Genomic DNA, 17902 nt, shown 5'->3' with positions numbered 1-17902 from the left:
CCCATGAAAAAATCACCGCTGCTTAATATCGCACTGTCGCAACTAATCGCGTCGCTGGGCCATGGCGACATGCTCGTCATCGGCGACGCGGGCTTGCCCTCGCAGCCGGGCGTGCCCCTGATCGACCTGGCCCTGACGCGCGGCATCCCCGGCTTCATCGATACCGTCAACACGGTATTGAGCGAAATGCAGGTGGAATACCATTTGCTCGCCAGCGAGTTGCCGCAGCATAATCCGGCCATGGCGGCGCAGGTGGCGGCCCTGGCCTTGCCCGATGCGCGCCAGGTGACGCACGAGGAGTTCAAGCAATTGAGCAAGGGCGCGCGCGCCATCGTGCGCACGGGCGAGTGCAGTCCGTATGCCAACATCATTCTGGTGGCCGGCGTCGTGTTCTAGCGCAAACAATGGCGACATTGTTTGCCAAAAACATCATCGCTATTGTCCTCACTGAAATAGTTATCCATTGGCAAAAGGGGCGGCTACAATAGCCTTACCCCTGCCAGCTTGGCAGCTTCCTGTGGTGTTGCGCCATGCCGATGAAAGCCCCCGACGCTTTCCGCTGCTGTTTCTTCCTGCTGCTGTGCCTGGTCACGCCCGCGCGGGCGCTGGAACCCGTCTCCCTGCACCTCAATTTCACGCACCAGTTCCAGTTCGCCGGCTATTACGCAGCCATCGAGCAAGGCTATTACCGCGAGGCGGGGCTGGAGGTCAAACTGGTCGAAGGCGGTGGCGGACAACTCGCCGAGGCAGCCGTGCTGGCGGGGCGGGCCGAGTATGGCGTGGGCAACAGCACCTTGTTGCTCAGCCGCCTGGCGGGCAAGCCCGTGGTGGTGCTGGCCGTCGTGTTCCAGCATTCGCCCAGCGTGCTGCTGATGCGCCAGCAGGGCGGCGCGCCCGACGTGCGCAAACTGGTGGGGGCGCCCGTGATGATCGGTGCGGCCAGCGACGTGGCCCTTGCCTCCGATGAAGTGTCGCTGTTCCTGGCGAAAATGGGCGTCGCGCCGCAGCAGATGCGCCACTTGCCGCCCAGCTACCGGATCGAGGATTTTATCAATGGCAAGGTCGATGCGATTGCCGCGTACTCCACCAATGAACCGGACTACCTGGACCGGGCGGGCTTTCCCTACTACCAATTTACGCCGCGCACGGCCGGCATCGATTTCTACGGCGACAACCTGTTTACCAGCGAGCAGGAACTGCGCCGCCATCCCGAGCGCGTGAAAGCGTTCCGCGCGGCCAGCCTGCGCGGCTGGCAATACGCGATGGCGCACCGCGAGGAAATGGCGCAACTGATCCACGCCAAATACAGCCAGCGCCACGACCGTGCGCACCTGCTGTACGAGGCGCAGCAGATGGAATTGCTGCTGCAGCCCGTGCTGGTGGAGCTCGGCTACATGAATCCCCAGCGCTGGCAGCACATCGCCGACACCTATGCCAGCATGGGGGTGCTGCCGCGCCATGCCACGGACAGCCGCGCCTACAAGGGTTTTCTGTACCGCCCCGTGCCGGGCGCCGACCTGGGCTGGCTGTATCTGTCGCTGGGCCTGGCGGGCAGCCTGCTGGCCGTATCGGCCGCCTTTCACTTCAACAACCTGGCCCGCGAGCGCCGCCGTACCGAGGAAACCATCCGCCAGGGGGAATTGCGCTTTCGCACCATGTTCGAGGAAGCGCCCATGGGCATCGCCCTGATCGATACCGTGAGCGGACAGTTTCTCGACATCAATCCACGCTACCTGGCCATCAGCGGGCGCAGCCTGGAACACATGAAACAAACGAGCTGGATGGAGATCAGCCATCCCGATGATGTGGCTGGCGAACTGGAGCAGGTGGCGCAGTTGCTGGCGCGCAGCTTGCACGGCTTTCGCCACGCCAAGCGCATCGTGCGGCCCGATGGCGGCGTGGTGTGGGTCGACGCGTCGGTGACGGCCATCGCCACGGCGCGCCATGGCGAACCGCACCACCTGTGCATGCTGGAAGACGTGACGGACAAGCGGCAAACGGAAGCGCTGATCTGGCAGCAAGCCAATTTCGATACCCTGACGCAATTGCCGAACCGGCGCATGTTCCACGAACGCTTGCGCCAGGCCTTGGCCCAGGGCCGGCGCGATGCGAGCCGCGTGGCCATCCTGTTCATCGACCTCGACCATTTCAAGGAAGTCAACGATACGCTCGGCCACCACCAGGGCGATATCCTGCTGATCGAGGCGGCGCGGCGCATCCGCGTGGGCGTGCGCGAGACGGACACGGTGGCGCGCCTGGGCGGCGATGAATTCACGGTGATCCTGTCCGACCTTGATGATCTGCAGCAAGTCGACCGCATCGCGCGGCAGATACTCGACGGCTTGCTGGCGCCGTTCCTGCTGGGGCAGGAGCAGGCGTTCGTCTCGGCCTCGATCGGCATCACCCTGTATCCGGACGACGCGGGCAATATCGAGGACTTGCTCAAGCAGGCGGACCAGGCCATGTATGTGTCGAAAGGGGCGGGGCGCAACCGCTACAGCTACTTTACGCCCGCCATGCAGGTGGCGGCCGTCAACCGCATGCGCCTGGGGGCGGACTTGCGCACGGCCTTGCGCGAGCAGCAGATGCAGCTGTATTACCAGCCCATCGTCGAGCTGCACAGCGGTAAACTTGCCAAGGCGGAAGCCCTGCTGCGCTGGCAGCATCCGCAGCGGGGCGTGGTATGCCCGCCGGATTTCCTGGCGCTGGCCGAAAGCAGCGGCCTGATCGTGGAGATCGGCGACTGGGTGCTGCACACGGCGGCTGCGCAACTGCTGCGCTGGCGCGCGCAAGGCCAGGCCATCGGCTTGCCGGGGCTGCAACTGTGCCTGAACCAGTCGCCGCTGGAATTGCAGCGCGAAGTGGAGGCGCCCGGCACCTGGCTGCGCCAGCTGATGGCGCTCGATGTGCCGGCCTCGGCCATTGTGCTGGACATGCGCGAAGATGTACTTTTACCCAACGGCAATAGCATGGCGCCACGCCTGCAGCACCTGCGCGAAGCGGGCTTGCAGATCGCCTTGGACGATTTTGGCAGCGGCCATGCCTCGCTGACGCAGCTGCAGCAGTGCGGCATCGATTACCTGAAGCTCGATGGCATGCTGGTACGCAAGCTGGCGGACGGTAGTAGCGAGCTGGTGCTGTGCGAAGCCATCGTCACCATGGCGCATAAACTGGGTTTGCAAGTCATCGCCGAAGGGGTGGAGACGCAAGCACAGCGCGCGCTGCTGCTGGAAATCGGCTGCGATTTTGCGCAAGGCGAGCTGTTTGCGCCGCCGCTGTCCATCGAAGCGTTCGATGCGCTGCTGCACGCGCAGCGGCCCTTGCACCCTTGAAACAGGCATCGCCCGCCACCAGATTTCATCCAGGCCTGCGGGACGGGGCTCCCGGCTTGAACGGGCTTATACTCGACGGGCTGGCGCCTGCGCCCGGCTTTGCTGTCACCGGTAGCTAACGGGGTGCGCAGGCAATATTTCTTCCATTCACTCAACTCGAGGTGACCTCATGGGCATTTTCAGCAATATCTACAATAAAATCTTCCACCATTCATCCGACGCCGCACCGGCCGCCACGCCGGCCGCCGCCACGACCGCAGCTGCCGCAGCACCGGCGGCCGCACCTGCCGCGCCAGCGGCTGCCGCGCCCGTGGTGGACGTGGAAGTGGTGCTGGTCGACCTGGCCAGCAAGAACGCGGAAAAACTCAATTGGCGCACGTCCATCGTCGACCTGATGAAACTGCTTCAACTCGACAGCAGCCTGGCGTCGCGCAAGGAACTGGCGCAAGAGCTGCATTTCACGGGTGACACCAACGATTCGGCCAGCATGAATATCTGGTTGCATCGCCAGGTGATGATCAAGCTGGCGGAAAACGGCGGCAAAGTACCGGACGAACTGAAGAACTAAACACCTGGCGGCGGCAGGGGTATCCACTGTCACCGCTATCCAATCGCGTGGGAACTGCCTATCATGGAGTTCCCATGATGTCGTGATAGCTAAAACCAATTGAAACTATTGTGACAATCAATTTTGCATATGGGTTAAAACCCCTTACACTAGAGTCTTACTGATTCACCACACGAGAGGAAATGAAATGTCGCTGATCAATACCCAAGTTAAACCATTCAAGGCAACCGCATACCACAATGGCAAATTCGTCGACTTGACGGAAGCGTCGCTGAAAGGCAAGTGGTCGGTATTCGTCTTCTACCCAGCCGACTTCACCTTCGTTTGCCCAACCGAACTGGAAGATCTGGCCGATCACCACGCTGAATTCCAGAAGCTGGGCGTCGATGTCTACGGCATCTCGACCGATTCGCACTTCGCGCACAAAGCATGGCACGACACCTCGGACGCGATCAAGAAAGTGCAATACGCACTGATCGGCGACCCAACCGGTACCCTGTCGCGCAATTTCGAAGTCATGATCGAAGAAGAAGGCATGGCACTGCGCGGTACCTTCGTCATCAATCCAGACGGCTTCATCAAAGTGCTGGAAGTGCATGACAACGGTATCGGCCGTGACGCATCGGAACTGTTGCGCAAAGTGAAGGCAGCTCAATACGTTGCCGCTCACCCAGGCGAAGTGTGCCCAGCCAAATGGACGGAAGGCGCAGCAACCCTGACCCCATCGCTGGACCTGGTCGGCAAGATCTAAGTCTCGATGCACGACGTAGCAAACAAGTAGTTACCGCGATGCCGGACCGGGCGTCCGGCCCGGCATTCGCCTAAATATTTGTAAAGGAAGAAAAAATCATGTTAGACGCAACCCTCAAAACCCAACTGAAATCCTACCTGGAAAAAGTGGTGTATCCGCTTGAGCTGGTCGCTTCTCTCGATGACAGCGCAAAAGCCCGCGAGATGAAGGAGTTGCTCCAGGAGATAGTCCTGTTGAGCGACAAGATCACGCTGGTCGAGCGCCTTGACGCTGGCGTACGGGCCCCGTCGTTCAGCATCAACCGTACCGGCTCCGACATCGGCGTGCGTTTCGCCGGTGTGCCGCTGGGCCACGAATTTACCTCCCTGGTGCTGGCGCTGCTGCAAGTGGGCGGCCACACCATCAAGTTCGACGAGGCCGTGATCGAGCAGATCCGCAACCTCGACGGCGACTACGAGTTTGAAACGTTTATTTCGCTCTCTTGCCATAACTGCCCGGAAGTGGTGCAGGCCCTGAACGCCATGTCGGTCATCAATCCGCGCATCAAGGTCACCACCATCGATGGCGGCGTGTTCCCGAAAGAAGTGGAAGAGCGGCAAATCATGGCCGTGCCGATGATGTTCCTCAATGGCCAGCACTTTGGCCAGGGACGCACGAATGTCGAGGAAATCCTCGCCAAGCTCGACACCAACGCCGGCGCACGCCAAGCGGAAGCGTTGAACAAGAAAGACGTGTTTGACGTGCTGATCGTCGGCGGCGGCCCAGCCGGCGCGGCAGCGGCCATCTACGCGGCCCGCAAAGGCATCAAGACGGGCGTGCTGGCCGAGCGTTTCGGCGGCCAGGTGCTCGACACCCTCGCCATCGAAAACTTTATTTCGGTCAAGGAAACCGATGGTCCGAAGTTCGCCATGGCGCTGGAACAGCACGTCAAGGAATACGAAGTCGACATCATGAACACCCAGCGCGCCGCGAAATTGACGCCGGGCAAGTTGGTGCAGATTGAAACGGCAAATGGCGCCATCTTGAAAGCCAAGACCGTCATCCTGGCCACCGGCGCCCGCTGGCGCGAAATCAACGTGCCGGGCGAGAAGGAATACCGCAACCACGGTGTCGCCTACTGCCCGCACTGCGATGGCCCTTTGTTCAAGGGCAAGCGCGTGGCCGTGATCGGCGGCGGCAACTCGGGCGTGGAAGCGGCGATCGACCTGGCCGGTCTCGTGAAACACGTGACCCTGATCGAATTCGGTGCGGAACTGCGCGCCGATGCGGTGCTGCAACGTAAGCTGCACAGCTTGCCTAACGTGACCGTGATTACGTCGGCGCAAACGACCGAAATCCACGGCGACGGCAAGATCGTCAATGGCCTCTCCTACACGGACCGGGTCAGCGGCGAATCGAAAAAGGTCGAGCTGGAAGGCGTCTTCGTGCAAATCGGCCTGGTGCCGAACACGGAATGGCTCAAAGGCACGGTAGCGCTGTCGCGCCACGGCGAAATCGAAGTCGATGCCCGCGGCCAGACCTCGATCCCCGGCGTGTTTGCGGCCGGCGACGTCACCACGGTGCCGTACAAGCAGATCATCATCGCCACGGGCGAAGGTGCCAAGGCAGCCCTGTCCGCCTTTGACCACCTGATCCGCTCGGATGACGAGGAAGTGGTCGATACGTCGGCAGCGAAAGAAGCATTGACGGCGTAAATCTTTACGCCGAAAAAAAACCGGAACGGCCGCGAGGTGGTTCCGGTTTTTTTATACGTAGAAGAAACTTAGCTGCCCGCGTACAGGGGATTGGCGGCCACATACACCTGGATGCCATCGACGGGCATGTCCTTCGGCGCGATGTCGCTCAGGGCGAAGACGGTCTTGTTGTTAAAAGTTTGCACGTGCCACGTAAAACGCTGGCCGGCGCGCGCGATGGTGACGGTTTCGCCGCGCGTAACGTTGATGTGGCGCGTGTCGGGCTGCAGCTCGATGCCGCGCTGGGCGGCGGCGTGCGGGGCGCTGCTGCCATAGTCGGCGGCCGTGCCCGTGGGGCCGGCCGCGATGGCCGAGGTGGCAAGGGTGGCGCACAGGATGGCCAGGGCGCGGCGGTGGGTGTTCAACATGCTGATCTCCAAGAATAGACTGGACGCGGTGAATAACCGCGCCGTTTTATGGTGGTTGCACCGGGATCACCGGTTTTTGCAACACGGCATCGTAAGCTGTCCTTGGCCGATCTGCAAAGCTGTATTTCCTGTCTATATTTCCACCGTCGCCGCCAGCGGCACGTCCGGCGCCAGATGGCTGGTCAGCACGATGCACTGGCGCGCCAGGCGGGACGGGTCGGACAGGCACTGGCGCAGGTACGCCATGGCGGATGCATCGAGGCCGTTGAACGGTTCATCGATCAGCAGCAGGCGCACGGGCAAGGCCAGTGCCAGCGCCAGTTGCAGCTTTTTGTGCTGGCCCAGGGACAGGGCGTTGATGCTTTGCTGCAGGGTGGACGTCAGGGCAAACGCGCTCAACTCGTCGTTCAGCAGAGACTGGTCGCAGCCCGGATACAGGGCCAGGTGCAGGTCGAGAAACTCGTGCACTTGCAGCCAGGGCAGGGCGGGTAGGTCGCCGCCGCAATAGAAGGCTTGCGCGCGGTAGGCCAGCGGCATGCAGCCACTGTCGATAGCGTCCAGGCGGATGGTGCCGCGCGCGGGCAGCAGGGCGCCGCCCGCCAGCTTCAGCAAGGTCGTCTTGCCGGCCCCGTTCGCGCCGCGCAGCCAGCTGATGCCGGGACCGCATTGCAGATTGAATCCCTGGAACACGCTGTGCGTGGGGAAGTGAAAATCGAGGTGCTCGATGTGCAGCACGGGAGAGGTGGCATTCAATTCCATAATTCGCTTCCGATGGCGCTCAAGGCAAGGATGGAGAAAACGACGAGGGCGACGCGTCCGCGTGCCGTCAGGCGGGGCAGGCCGACGATGGCCAGCAGGGCCGCGCAGGCCGTGATGGCGTAGACGCTGGTCACGCGCTGCTGCAAGGTTGCCGGATCGATGATGTACAGCAAGACGCCGGCGCCCAGCAGCACGGTCAACGCCGGCAGCAGGCTGGCCGCGCAGGCCAGGCGGATGAGGTTGCCGCTGGCCAGGGGCCAGGCGTTGAGCACGGGACGCAGCACGGCGATCTGCTCGCGCACGGCCTTGTCGCCGCGGTCCGTCACGATGACCAGGCTGGCGCTGGCCAGCAAGCCAAGCAGCGGCGCGGGCACGAGCGGTGTGCGCAGCAGCCAGGCCAGCATGCTGGCGCCAGCCGTGGCCAGCAGCACGCTTTGCTGCAGGCCGGTCACATTTTCGTTGCGCCAGAACGGCAGCCAGAATAGCTGTCGCCACAGGAACATAGTGCGCCAGCGGAGCCTTTGCGGCACGTATGCCGTCATCGTTGACGGGCGCGCCGCTTGGGCGGGACGCGGCGCGCGCAGGCGCTGCGCCACGATCAGCGTCGTCAACAGCCAGGTCAGCAGCCAGACGGCGATGGTGGCGGCAATGCCGGGCGCGACGACCGGACGCAACCAGGGTGGCGACTGCGCCAGCCAGATGCTGGTCGAGACGGCATAGGCCAAGCCCAGCGGCAGCATCAGCAGGCTGGCCACGGCGATATCGGCTTGCCAGCGCAGGTGCGGCGGCAAGGGCAGCTGGCGCAGCCAGGCGGCGGTATTGGCCGGCAACAATCGCTTGCGCAGCAGCCAGGTGGGCATGCACGTCAGCAGCACTTGCGCACCCAGCAGGCCCAGGGCGGCGGGCCAGGGTAAGGTCATGGCGAGAAAACCGGGCAGGGCGATGACGCTGAGCAGGCCCAGCAAGACGGGAGCGGCCAGGAAAAAGAAGATCTCCATGGAACTCGTCAGGCTGGCGGCGAATTGCAGCAAAGCATGATGGGCCAGGCGCAAGCGCAGGGCAAGATAGGGGGAAAAGCTGCGGGGCAGGCGCATCAGGCAGGAGTGGAGTCAGGGTAGCGCTGATTCTAGAGCATTTGCGGCCCCACAATGGGAAAAGCCCTTCGGTTCAGAGAACCAAAGGGCTTTTCTTTTATTGGCGGAGCGGACGGGACTCGAACCCGCGACCCCCGACGTGACAGGCCGGTATTCTAACCAACTGAACTACCACTCCAAGCTCGTATGATCTGTATTGCTGATCCATGAAGCACTGGATAATTTTCTGTATTGGTGGTGGGTGCTGAGAGGCTCGAACTCCCGACCTACGCCTTGTAAGGGCGCCGCTCTACCAACTGAGCTAAGCACCCGCATACCCAGAAAACTATCCCGACGTTTGTCACCACGTCTGGAAGAGGCACTATTATAGGGGGCGCTTTCCCCGTTGTGCAACTATTCTTATGGGATAAAAGCATTTTTTTGCTGAAAAACGCAAAAATGTTCGGGCGAGGGGGGATTGGCGTGTTTTTGGCTTCTGAAATGGGAAAAGCCCTTCGGTTCAGAGAACCAAAGGGCTTTTCTTTTATTGGCGGAGCGGACGGGACTCGAACCCGCGACCCCCGACGTGACAGGCCGGTATTCTAACCAACTGAACTACCACTCCAAGCTCGTATGATCTGTGTTGCTGATCCATGAAGCACTGGACAGTTTTCTGATTTGGTGGGTGCTGAGAGGCTCGAACTCCCGACCTACGCCTTGTAAGGGCGCCGCTCTACCAACTGAGCTAAGCACCCGTTGCTTGTCTCAGAAAACCATCCCGACGTTTGTCACCACGTCTGGAAGAGGCGCTATTATAGGACGGCTAAAATCCTTCTGCAAGCGCTTTTTTCACATTATTCCGTGATATTCCACTGCGACAGCATCCACGCCATATTGAATGCGTTCTCGGCGATGGCGTTATAGCGGCCCGAGGCACCGCCGTGGCCTGCACCCATATTCGTTTTCAACAGCAGGGGATTGCCGTCCGTTTTATACGCGCGCAGCTTGGCCACGTATTTTGCCGGCTCCCAGTACATGACCTGGCTGTCGTTCAGGCCCGTCGTCACCAGCATGGCGGGATAATTCTTGCGCGCAATGTTGTCGTAAGGCGAGTAGCTGAGCATGTAGTCGTAGGCGGCCTTCTGGTTCGGGTCGCCCCATTCCAGATATTCTCCCGTGGTCAGCGGCAGGCTGGCGTCCATCATGGTGTTCATCACGTCGACGAACGGCACGGCCGCGTGCACGGCGTGGAACAGGTCGGGGCGCATGTTGACGACGGCGCCCATCAGCAAGCCGCCCGCGCTGCCACCCTGGATGATGAGGCGGTTCGGGCTGGTCCATTTTTCGCGCACCAGATAGTCGGCGCTGTCGATGAAGTCATTGAAGGTGTTTTTCTTCTTCATCAGCATGCCGTCTTCATGCCACGCTTCGCCCATGTCCGTGCCGCCGCGGATATGCGCCTGCGCATAGATGACGCCCCGCTCCAGCAGGCTGATGCGGCTGATGGAAAAACTGGCTTCCGTCGAGATGCCATACGAGCCATACGAGTACAGCAGCAGCGGCGCGGAACCGTCGAGTTTCACGCCCTTCTTGTAGACGATCCACAGCGGCACTTGCACGCCATCGCGCGCCTTGACCCACAGGCGCTGCGTCGTGTAGCGGCTGCCGTCAAAGCCGCCGACGATTTCCTGCTGCTTGAGCACCGTGCGCTTACCATCTTGCATGCTGACGTCGATGACGGTGGGCGGCGTGACGGGAGACTGGTAAGACATGCGAAATTGTGTGGCGGAAAACTCGGGCGTGCCGGCCGCCGTGGCCAGGTAGACGGGGTCGTCGAACTGCACCGTTTTCCAATTCTTTTGCGCAAAATCAAGGATGCGGGCGCGGTTCAGGGCGCGCGCCTTTTCCATCACCACCAGGTAGCCCTGGAAGACGTCGATGGACTGGATCACGGCATCCTTGTTGTGCGGCACGACGCTCTTCCAGTTCTTCGGCTGCGGGGCAGCCACCGGCGCGCTGACGACACGGAAATTCTTCGCCTCCTTGTTGGTCAGAATATACAACTGGCCGTCGCGGTGCTCGATGCCGTAGCGGTGGCCTTTTTCGCGTTTCAGCACGCTCTGGAAACTGCCTTGCGGCGTGCTAGTTGGCAGCAACAGCACTTCGCTGGTATCCGTGCTGCGCGCGGTGAGCACAAAGTAGCGATGGTCGCGCGTGCGGCTCACGCCGATGGCGAACTGTTCCACCGGCTCGTGGTAGACCTGCTGCAAGGTGCCGCCCAGCGGCAGGCGGAACAATCGGTCCGCGCGCTTGGTGGTGGCGTCTTCCTGCGTCAGTATCAGGGTGGCGTTGTCGGCCGCCCACGCCAGCGATGTCACGCGCGGCATGCTGTCGCCCAGCAATTTGCCCGTTTTCAGATCCTTGACATGCAGCTCGTACTGGCGGAAACCCGTCGTGTCGGTGGTGTAGGCCAGCAACTGTTCGTTCGGGCTGACGCTGAAGGCGCGCACGGCAAAGAATTTGTGGCCTTCGGCCAATTGATTCTGGTCCAGCAGGATTTCTTCAGCCGCCTGCGCATCGTAGGCGCCGCTGGCGCCGACGGGGCGGCGGCAATGGATCGGGTATTGCTTGCCCGCTTCCACGCGCGTGTAATAGTAGAAATTGCCCTGGCGCGCGGGCACGGACAAGTCCACTTCCTGCATGCGGCCCTTGATTTCCGCAGTCACCTTGTCGGCCAGCGGCTGGATCGGCGCCGTGACGGCGGCCGTGTAGGCGTTTTCCGCATTCAGGTAGTCGATGACGGCAGGATCGGTTTTCTTTTGCAGCCAGCGGTAGTCATCCGTGACGACCGTGCCGTGGCGCGTTTCCTGCCAGGCCGTTTTGGCGGCGACAGGTGCGCTGGCGGCTATGGTGGTGGTGTCGGCCAGCGCGGATGGCGCCAAGGTGGACAGCAGCAGGGCCGGCACGATGGATGAGCAGACGGCCAGTCGGCGTAAGACGTGAGGTACTGTGGACAAGGCAACTCCCTAGGTTTCGTTGTTGTGCAGCGATTCTATTCTTGCTAAATAGAAAAGCCAATCATGATTTCAATCAATACCGTCCTGGCGCTTGCGTCCACTGGCATTTGCAGCGATACTGTATATAATTACAGTATCCGACAGCATCCCGCCGCGAGGTGTCCTTGACCGCATCTGCCCCTACATTGCCTGAATCCCGCCGCTGGATAGCCCACCTGGACATGGACGCCTTTTTCGCCTCCGTGGAACTGTTGAAATATCCGGAACTGCGCGGCGAAGCCGTCGTCATCGGCGGCGGGCGCCTGCAGCAGCCCGTGCTGCAGGAAGATGGCACGCGGCAGTTTGCGCGCATGCGCGACTATGTGGGGCGCGGCGTCGTCACCACCTCGACCTATGCGGCGCGCGCGTTTGGCGTGTTTTCCGCCATGGGCATCATGAAGGCGGCCAAGCTGGCGCCCGACAGCATCCTGCTGCCGGCCGATTTCGAGGCTTACCGCGACTATTCGGCCCGCTTCAAGCAGGCCGTGGCCCAGTTGTGCCCCATCATCCAGAACGTGGGCATCGATGAAATCTATGTCGACCTGACCGAATACGGCGAGCAGGCGCCGGCCATGGCGGCGCGCCTGAAGGCGGCCGTGTCCGAGGCGACGGGTCTGTCGTGCTCGATCGGCCTGGCGCCGAACAAATTGCTGGCCAAAATCTGTTCCGACCTGGAAAAACCCGACGGGCTGACCATTTTGTCGCCCGAAGATATCGCCACGCGCGTGTGGCCCTTGCCGGCGAAAAAAATCAACGGCATCGGCCCCAAGGCGACGGCCAAGCTGGAAGCGCTGGGCATTGTCACCATCGGCGAGCTTGCGCAGGCCGACATGGCCATGCTGCGCACGCAGTTTGGCGACCTGTACACGGGCTGGCTGCGCCAGGCGGCGCTGGGCATCGATGAGCGGCCCGTGCAGACGAGCCGGGAAACCAAGTCCGTCAGCCGCGAAACGACGTTCGAGCGCGACTTGCAGGTGGTGCGCGACCGCGCCACCCTGTCGGAAAAGCTGGAAAGCCTGTGCACGCGCGTGGCGGGCGACCTCGACAAACAGTCGCTGGCGGGGCGCACGGTGGGCATCAAGCTGCGCTTCGAGGACTTCAGCACCGTCACGCGCGACATCACCTTGCCCAGCGCCACGGCGGACGCCGCCGCCATCCTGCGCGCCAGCCGCGATTGCTTGCGGCGCGTGCCATTTGAAAAGAAAATCCGCCTGCTGGGCGTGCGCATTTCGACCTTGTCCGATCCGGCCATCGTGACGCGGCAGGCCCCAGCCCAGGCGGAGCTGTTTCCCGCCCTGTAGCGGCATTCCCCACGCATCAACAACACCGCGCCAGTCCGCGCTTTTGACGGCATTCCCGTGTCGAAAGTGTAGAATGGCGTTCCCCTGGCACTACTGAAACAAACGGAAGACAAAAACTATGTGGTTCAAGAATCTTCAGATTTACCGCCTGCCCGCACCATGGGCCTATACGCCAGAACAACTGGAAGAGGCCTTGTCCTCGAACAAATTTACGCCGGCGACCAGCATGGATCTGATGCGCCAGGGCTGGGATACGCCACGCCCGAACGGCGGCCTGGTCCATGTGGTCAACAAGCAGATGCTGATCCTGCTGGGCACGGAAAAGAAACTCTTGCCAGCGACCGTCATCAACCAGGTGGCCAAGGCCCGCGCTGCCGAGATGGAAGAAGCGCAAGGGTTTGCGCCTGGTAAAAAGGCCATGAAGGAATTGAAGGAACGCGTGGCCGACGAGCTGCTGCCGCGCGCCTTCAGCATCCGCAGCAACGTCTGGACGTGGATCGATCCCGTCAATGGCTGGCTGGTGGTCGATGCCGCCAGCCCGGCAAAGGCCGATGAAGTCATCAAGCTGCTGCTCAAAGCCGTCGACAAACTGCCGCTGGAAAGCCTGCGCGTGCAGCGCTCGCCCGTGGCGGTGATGACGGAATGGCTGCAAGCGGACGATGCGCCGGCCGGCTTCACGGTCGACATGGACACGGAATTGCGCGCCACGGGCGAAAGCAAGGCCACCGTGCGCTACGTGCGCCACACGCTGGAAGCGGACGACGTGCGCCGCCACATCGCGGCCGGCAAGCAGTGCACGCGCCTGGCCATGACGTGGAACGACAAGATCTCGTTCGTGCTGACGGAGTCCCTGGCTATCAAGAGCGTCAAGCCGCTGGACGTGATCAAGGAAACGGAATCGAGCACGAAGAACGACGAAGAGCGTTTCGACGGCGACGTGATGCTGATGACGGGCGAGCTCGCCAAGCTGATGGCCGACGTGGTCGAAGCCCTCGGTGGCGAAGCGACTGCATAAGTGTAGTCATGCCGGTACGGAAAAGGAGCTGCGGCTCCTTTTTTTTCGCCTATGCAATATGCGGGTGCATAAAAAAAGCGCCTTGCACGGTGAGGTGCAAGGCGCTTTTCGGACAAGCTAATTCACAACGTCAAATTAGAACTTGTAGTTGCCGGTGATGTAGAACGAACGCAGCATCGGATCGGCGTAGCGTGGGTCGAAACCAACCTGGTGGCCCGACGAAGCGCGCAGCGACAGCGGCGGTGCACGGTCGAACAGGTTTTTGATGCCTGCGCGGATCGTGGTTTGCTTGTCAAAGGCGAAACGTGCTTGCCAGTCGAACGTCGTGTACGACGGTACTTGCAGGCGGAAGTCCTCTACTTTGGCTTTGGTGTCCTCGTTGTACACGGTTGCTGCCGCATCGGTGTAACCGTTACGGTAGTTGACCGTTACCGTGTTGCTCAGGCGGCCCGTATCCAGGGTCGTCGTCAGCTTCATCAGGTTGCGGAACGTGACTTCGTTGGTATCGCCGAAGAAGTCCATGTTGCTGGTGTAGACGCTGTCACTGCCTGCTTTGGTGTAGTTGGCGTGCAACATGTGCGTACCGCTCAATTGGGCGGTCAGCTTGCCGAAGGAGAACTTGTGGTTGGCCGACAGATCCCAGTCGATACCACGGTATTCCTTCTTGCCGATGTTGACCGAGCGCTTCTTGAACGCGTAGTAGACGTTGCCGGTCGTAGGCTCCTTGTAGGTCGAGAAGCTTGCAGCGTACTTGTCCGGATCGGCAAATGCCTGCTCTTCGGTGATTTCCGAGACGGCATTGCGCAGTTTCACATCCCACAGGTCGGCGCCGAACGAGAAGGCCGAGCTAGGTTCGACACGGAAACCCAGGGTGAACTGTTTCGACTTTTCCGATTGCAGTTCTGGATTGCCTTCCGATACGGCGTTGTATTGAATTGGTTCGCCGCGGCACAGTGCGTTACCCGGGTGTGGGCAGTCAAATGCCTTGGCAGTAAAGCCGGCGTTGACCAGTGGCTGAGCGATGTCCAGCATGCTTGGCGCCTTGAAGCCCGTGCCGTAGGAGCCGCGGATCAGCACGGTTTGTACCGGCTGCCAGCGTGCCGATACCTTGTAGGTATTGGCGCTGTCTTTTTTACCGACAGTTTTGCTGTTCCGCTTGTCATCGATCGCCTTGACAGCATCGTAACGGCCGCCAACGGTCATTTCGAACGACTTGGTCAACGGTGCCAGCAACTCGACAAACGCGCCGTAGGTGTCGCGGCTCATGTCGTAGGTAGCCTTGGTGTTGAAGCTGTAGATGTCGTCACTGGTGGCGCCTGGCGACTGCTCATAGCGGTAGGTGCGGTAGTCGCCGCCGATACCGAGGCTGGCCTTGCCGCCTGGCAAGGAGAACAATTCACGCGAACCGTGCGTGTCGATGCCGCGCATGGTGGTCGATGCGGTACGCACGGAGCCGACGAACTGCGCGCCGGCGACTTGCGCTTGCACGGATGGCTTTTTGTTCAACGCGAACGCATCGAAATCCGGATTGGCCAGGATGTCATTGAAGCCCTGATTTGTCGCGTAGCCGCCTGTGTAACGCTCGTCGATCGAGTTTTGCGACCAGGTCAGGCCGCTTTCGAAGTTCCATGCACCCAGTTCGCCTTCCACGCCAACCACCATGTGCTTGGTTTGGGTAACGGTCTGGCTTGCACGCAAACCGAAGTCGCTGCTGCGGTAGTTGGCCGTGACCGATTTGATGTTTCCCTGTTGCGCTGGCGACAGGTAAGGTTGCACGTATTTCGCGTAGGCAGCTGGATTGTTGAACACCAGCTCGTCAACGTTGGTGACAGGGTTTTTTACCGTTTGCGCGATCGAGATGGGGATCGGGTTGGCGGCGATACGGGCCGTCAGGTCGTAGCGCGAGTAGGCCAGTTCGGCGAACGCGTTCAGGCTGTCATTGAGCTTGTAGGTTGCTTTGGAGAACAGGCTGTCGCGTTTCGATTGCGGCACGATTTCCACGGTGGAACCCGTGTCGAAGCCGCAACTGTTGCGATTTTTGGGCGTGACGTAGGAATTGTCAGGGCAATTTCCGTTGTTTTGCTTCAGATATGGGGTGAACGAGGTCGAAGTATTATCATTGTAGGCAACAGTGGCACCTGCTGCCGAAGCCGAGGGGCTGGTGCGGTCCCAGATATAGTTCTTGCCGCCGCGGTTGAATTTCAGGAACGAGGTATCGGCGAATTTGCGGTCGGTCGCGATCAGTTTCGACTGCTCGTCGTGGCGGTACGACAACAGCACGTTGAAGCGGTCTTCTTCCAGGTCGCCGAAACCGTAGGTGACGCTGGTGTTCCAGGCGTTACCGCCCTTGGCTTCCGGAGCGCTGTAAGTGGCTTCCAGGGTGGCGCCTTGCTGGTTTTTCTTCAGAATGAAGTTCAGTACACCGGCAATGGCGTCCGAGCCGTACAGGGCCGAAGCGCCGTCGGTCAGGATTTCGACGCGCTCAACGGCGCTCATCGGGATGGCGTTCAGGTTGACCGTGGTGCCGGAACCTTGTGGCGCGATGCGGCGGCCGTTCAACAGCACCAGGGTGTAGGACTCGCCGATACCGTGCAGCGATGCACTGGTATTGCCGCCCGAATCAGAACCGGCAGCAACTGCGCCGATGGTGAAGCCTTGCATGGCTGGCAGAGCCTGGATCAGGTCGGCTACCGAAGTGGCGCCCGATTTGGCGATTGCTTCTTGCGACAGACGCTGCACAGGCAAGGCGCCTTCGACAGCGATACGCTTGATGCTCGAACCGGTAATTTCAACTTTTTGAATTGCTTCGTCCGCCATGGATTGGCCAGAGAACAAGACGCTACCTGCCAGAACGGTCAGGGCCAGGCGTACGCTGCGTACGCCAATTTTTTCTTTAAATGCCATTGTAACAATTACTCCGTAGTAGTTTTAATAACGACAAGCAGTACACGAGCACGTATAAGCCATCGGATAGATGACCAGCGGTGCTCGTGTACGGTAGGCGGAACCACGTCGGTGGGAGGTGGAAGACTACTTAGCGCAATATTGTTATAAATGCACTTTTGACTTGTCGAGGCGAACATTATGTCGTCTCAGCAAGAAAAAATGCATATCAACCGTGTCGGATTTGGCAATAAATTACGGATACAGAAGAATATTTAAGTTAATTGTTAAATTGCAGTTTTATATTTAATAATATCGGTGTTTTTAAAAATGATGAATGGCGTTTTTTTACAACATAAAATTATTGTATTGGCAATTCGATGTTTTACCTGCAATAATTCGACGAAATCTGTCACATTGCAGAATTTTTGAAAGGCAGAAAAACGTAAAAAAGCCCGTTGAAAACGGGCTGGTCCAATTGTGACAGCGTCTCAGTCAGACCGTGTGCCGGTCTGACTGCCGCGTCCTGTCCGGCATCGGCTTACAAAGGCTGGAATACGCCGGCGGCGCGGTTCTTTTGCACATTGTCCCAGGCGAAGATCTGGCCATTCATGGCCACGTACACGCCGGCTGGCAAGGTTTGCGCCACGCCGCAGGCAAAGCCGAGGTTGAACAGGGCGTCGGAATTGTCGATTTCGTAGGGAATCATGGCGCCCGTCAATATCACCGTTTGCTGCAGGTTCGCCGCGCCCAGCACTTGCGCCGTTTCGCGCATGGTGTCGGTGCCGTGGATGATGACGATGGCTTTCTCCTGCGCCGCGCGGCACGAGGCCAGCACGCGCTGACGGTCCGCATCTTGCATGTCGAGTGAATCGAGCAGGGGCAATTGCTCCAGCGCCACGGGCGCCGTCATGCGCGCGCGGGCAATCGCTGCCGGCAAATGACTGTCGGAAAAGCCCAGGGTACCGTTCAATTCGTTGTAGTGTTTGTCGAAAGTGCCGCCAGTGGCGAGTATGCGCAAAGTCATGATGTGGTCACGATGTCAGTGGAGAATGACGCGCAT

13 protein-coding genes and 4 tRNA genes are annotated in these 17902 nt (G+C 60.5%); 7 read left to right on the top strand and 10 right to left on the bottom strand.

All coding sequences use genetic code 11. The annotated features are described in order from the left end of the window. Positions 1-3: 3 nt before the first annotated feature. The 5 genes from rbsD (at position 4) to ahpF (ending at position 6345) form a co-directional block, all read left to right on the top strand. Entirely contained in the window at positions 4-396 is a 393-nt protein-coding gene (rbsD, locus tag P9875_RS00370) for a D-ribose pyranase (RefSeq protein ID WP_035823039.1), read from the top strand. A gap of 134 nt (positions 397-530) precedes the next feature. Further along, positions 531-3332, top strand: coding sequence for an EAL domain-containing protein (locus P9875_RS00365; protein WP_278317305.1), 2802 nt, complete (start codon positions 531-533; stop codon positions 3330-3332). A 169-nt stretch (positions 3333-3501) separates the two neighbouring features. Then, positions 3502-3900, top strand: coding sequence for a DUF3597 domain-containing protein (locus tag P9875_RS00360; protein ID WP_035823037.1), 399 nt, complete (start codon positions 3502-3504; stop codon positions 3898-3900). A gap of 187 nt (positions 3901-4087) precedes the next feature. Then, entirely contained in the window at positions 4088-4651 is a 564-nt protein-coding gene (ahpC, locus tag P9875_RS00355; protein WP_034753905.1) for an alkyl hydroperoxide reductase subunit C, read from the top strand. 98 nt (positions 4652-4749) lie between these two features. Further along, entirely contained in the window at positions 4750-6345 is a 1596-nt protein-coding gene (gene ahpF, locus P9875_RS00350) for an alkyl hydroperoxide reductase subunit F (protein ID WP_278317304.1), read from the top strand. Positions 6346-6413: 68 nt separating this feature from the next. Here ahpF and P9875_RS00345 read toward each other — a convergent pair whose 3' ends face one another. The 8 genes from P9875_RS00345 to P9875_RS00310 form a co-directional block, all read right to left on the bottom strand. Beyond that, entirely contained in the window at positions 6414-6752 is a 339-nt protein-coding gene (locus P9875_RS00345) for a CzcE family metal-binding protein (RefSeq protein WP_278317303.1), read from the bottom strand. A gap of 132 nt (positions 6753-6884) precedes the next feature. Continuing rightward, positions 6885-7511 carry an ABC transporter ATP-binding protein gene (locus tag P9875_RS00340; RefSeq protein ID WP_278317302.1) on the bottom strand — a complete coding sequence of 209 codons (627 nt, stop codon included), beginning with the start codon at positions 7509-7511 and terminating at the stop codon, positions 6885-6887. Continuing rightward, positions 7502-8605: a hypothetical protein gene (locus P9875_RS00335; RefSeq protein WP_278317301.1), complete on the bottom strand. Its 1104-nt coding sequence runs from the start codon at positions 8603-8605 to the stop codon at positions 7502-7504. The genes P9875_RS00340 and P9875_RS00335 overlap by 10 nt, the downstream gene beginning before the upstream one ends. 101 nt (positions 8606-8706) lie before the next feature. Further along, positions 8707-8783, bottom strand: a tRNA-Asp gene (locus P9875_RS00330). 57 nt (positions 8784-8840) lie between these two features. Continuing rightward, a tRNA-Val gene (locus tag P9875_RS00325) sits at positions 8841-8916 on the bottom strand. Positions 8917-9132: 216 nt separating this feature from the next. Further along, positions 9133-9209, bottom strand: a tRNA-Asp gene (locus P9875_RS00320). Between the two features lie 54 nt (positions 9210-9263). After that, positions 9264-9339: transfer RNA gene (locus tag P9875_RS00315), tRNA-Val, on the bottom strand. Between the two features lie 99 nt (positions 9340-9438). After that, complete coding sequence (locus tag P9875_RS00310; protein ID WP_278317300.1) at positions 9439-11601, bottom strand: S9 family peptidase; 2163 nt, start codon at positions 11599-11601, stop codon at positions 9439-9441. A 221-nt stretch (positions 11602-11822) separates the two neighbouring features. On the opposite strand from P9875_RS00310, the gene dinB reads away from it, so the two are divergent. Both dinB and P9875_RS00300 read left to right on the top strand, forming a co-directional pair. Continuing rightward, positions 11823-12941, top strand: a complete 1119-nt coding sequence (dinB, locus tag P9875_RS00305) for a DNA polymerase IV (protein WP_051959201.1) — start codon at positions 11823-11825, stop codon at positions 12939-12941. A 118-nt stretch (positions 12942-13059) separates the two neighbouring features. Next, complete coding sequence (locus tag P9875_RS00300) at positions 13060-13956, top strand: recombination-associated protein RdgC (RefSeq protein ID WP_035823026.1); 897 nt, start codon at positions 13060-13062, stop codon at positions 13954-13956. 135 nt (positions 13957-14091) lie between these two features. On the opposite strand, the gene P9875_RS00295 is transcribed toward P9875_RS00300, so the two are convergent. Together P9875_RS00295 and P9875_RS00290 are read right to left on the bottom strand one after the other, a co-directional pair. Then, on the bottom strand, positions 14092-16773 hold the full coding sequence (locus tag P9875_RS00295) for a TonB-dependent receptor (RefSeq protein ID WP_278317299.1): 2682 nt from the start codon (positions 16771-16773) through the stop codon (positions 14092-14094). A 607-nt stretch (positions 16774-17380) separates the two neighbouring features. Further along, positions 17381-17866 carry an asparaginase domain-containing protein gene (locus P9875_RS00290; RefSeq protein WP_034781194.1) on the bottom strand — a complete coding sequence of 162 codons (486 nt, stop codon included), beginning with the start codon at positions 17864-17866 and terminating at the stop codon, positions 17381-17383. Positions 17867-17902 lie beyond the last annotated feature (36 nt).

Source organism: Janthinobacterium rivuli (assembly GCF_029690045.1).
Lineage (GTDB): Bacteria > Pseudomonadota > Gammaproteobacteria > Burkholderiales > Burkholderiaceae_D > Janthinobacterium > Janthinobacterium rivuli.
The sequence above is the reverse complement of the archived record's forward strand: the minus strand, read 5'-3'. Positions and strand labels throughout refer to the sequence as shown.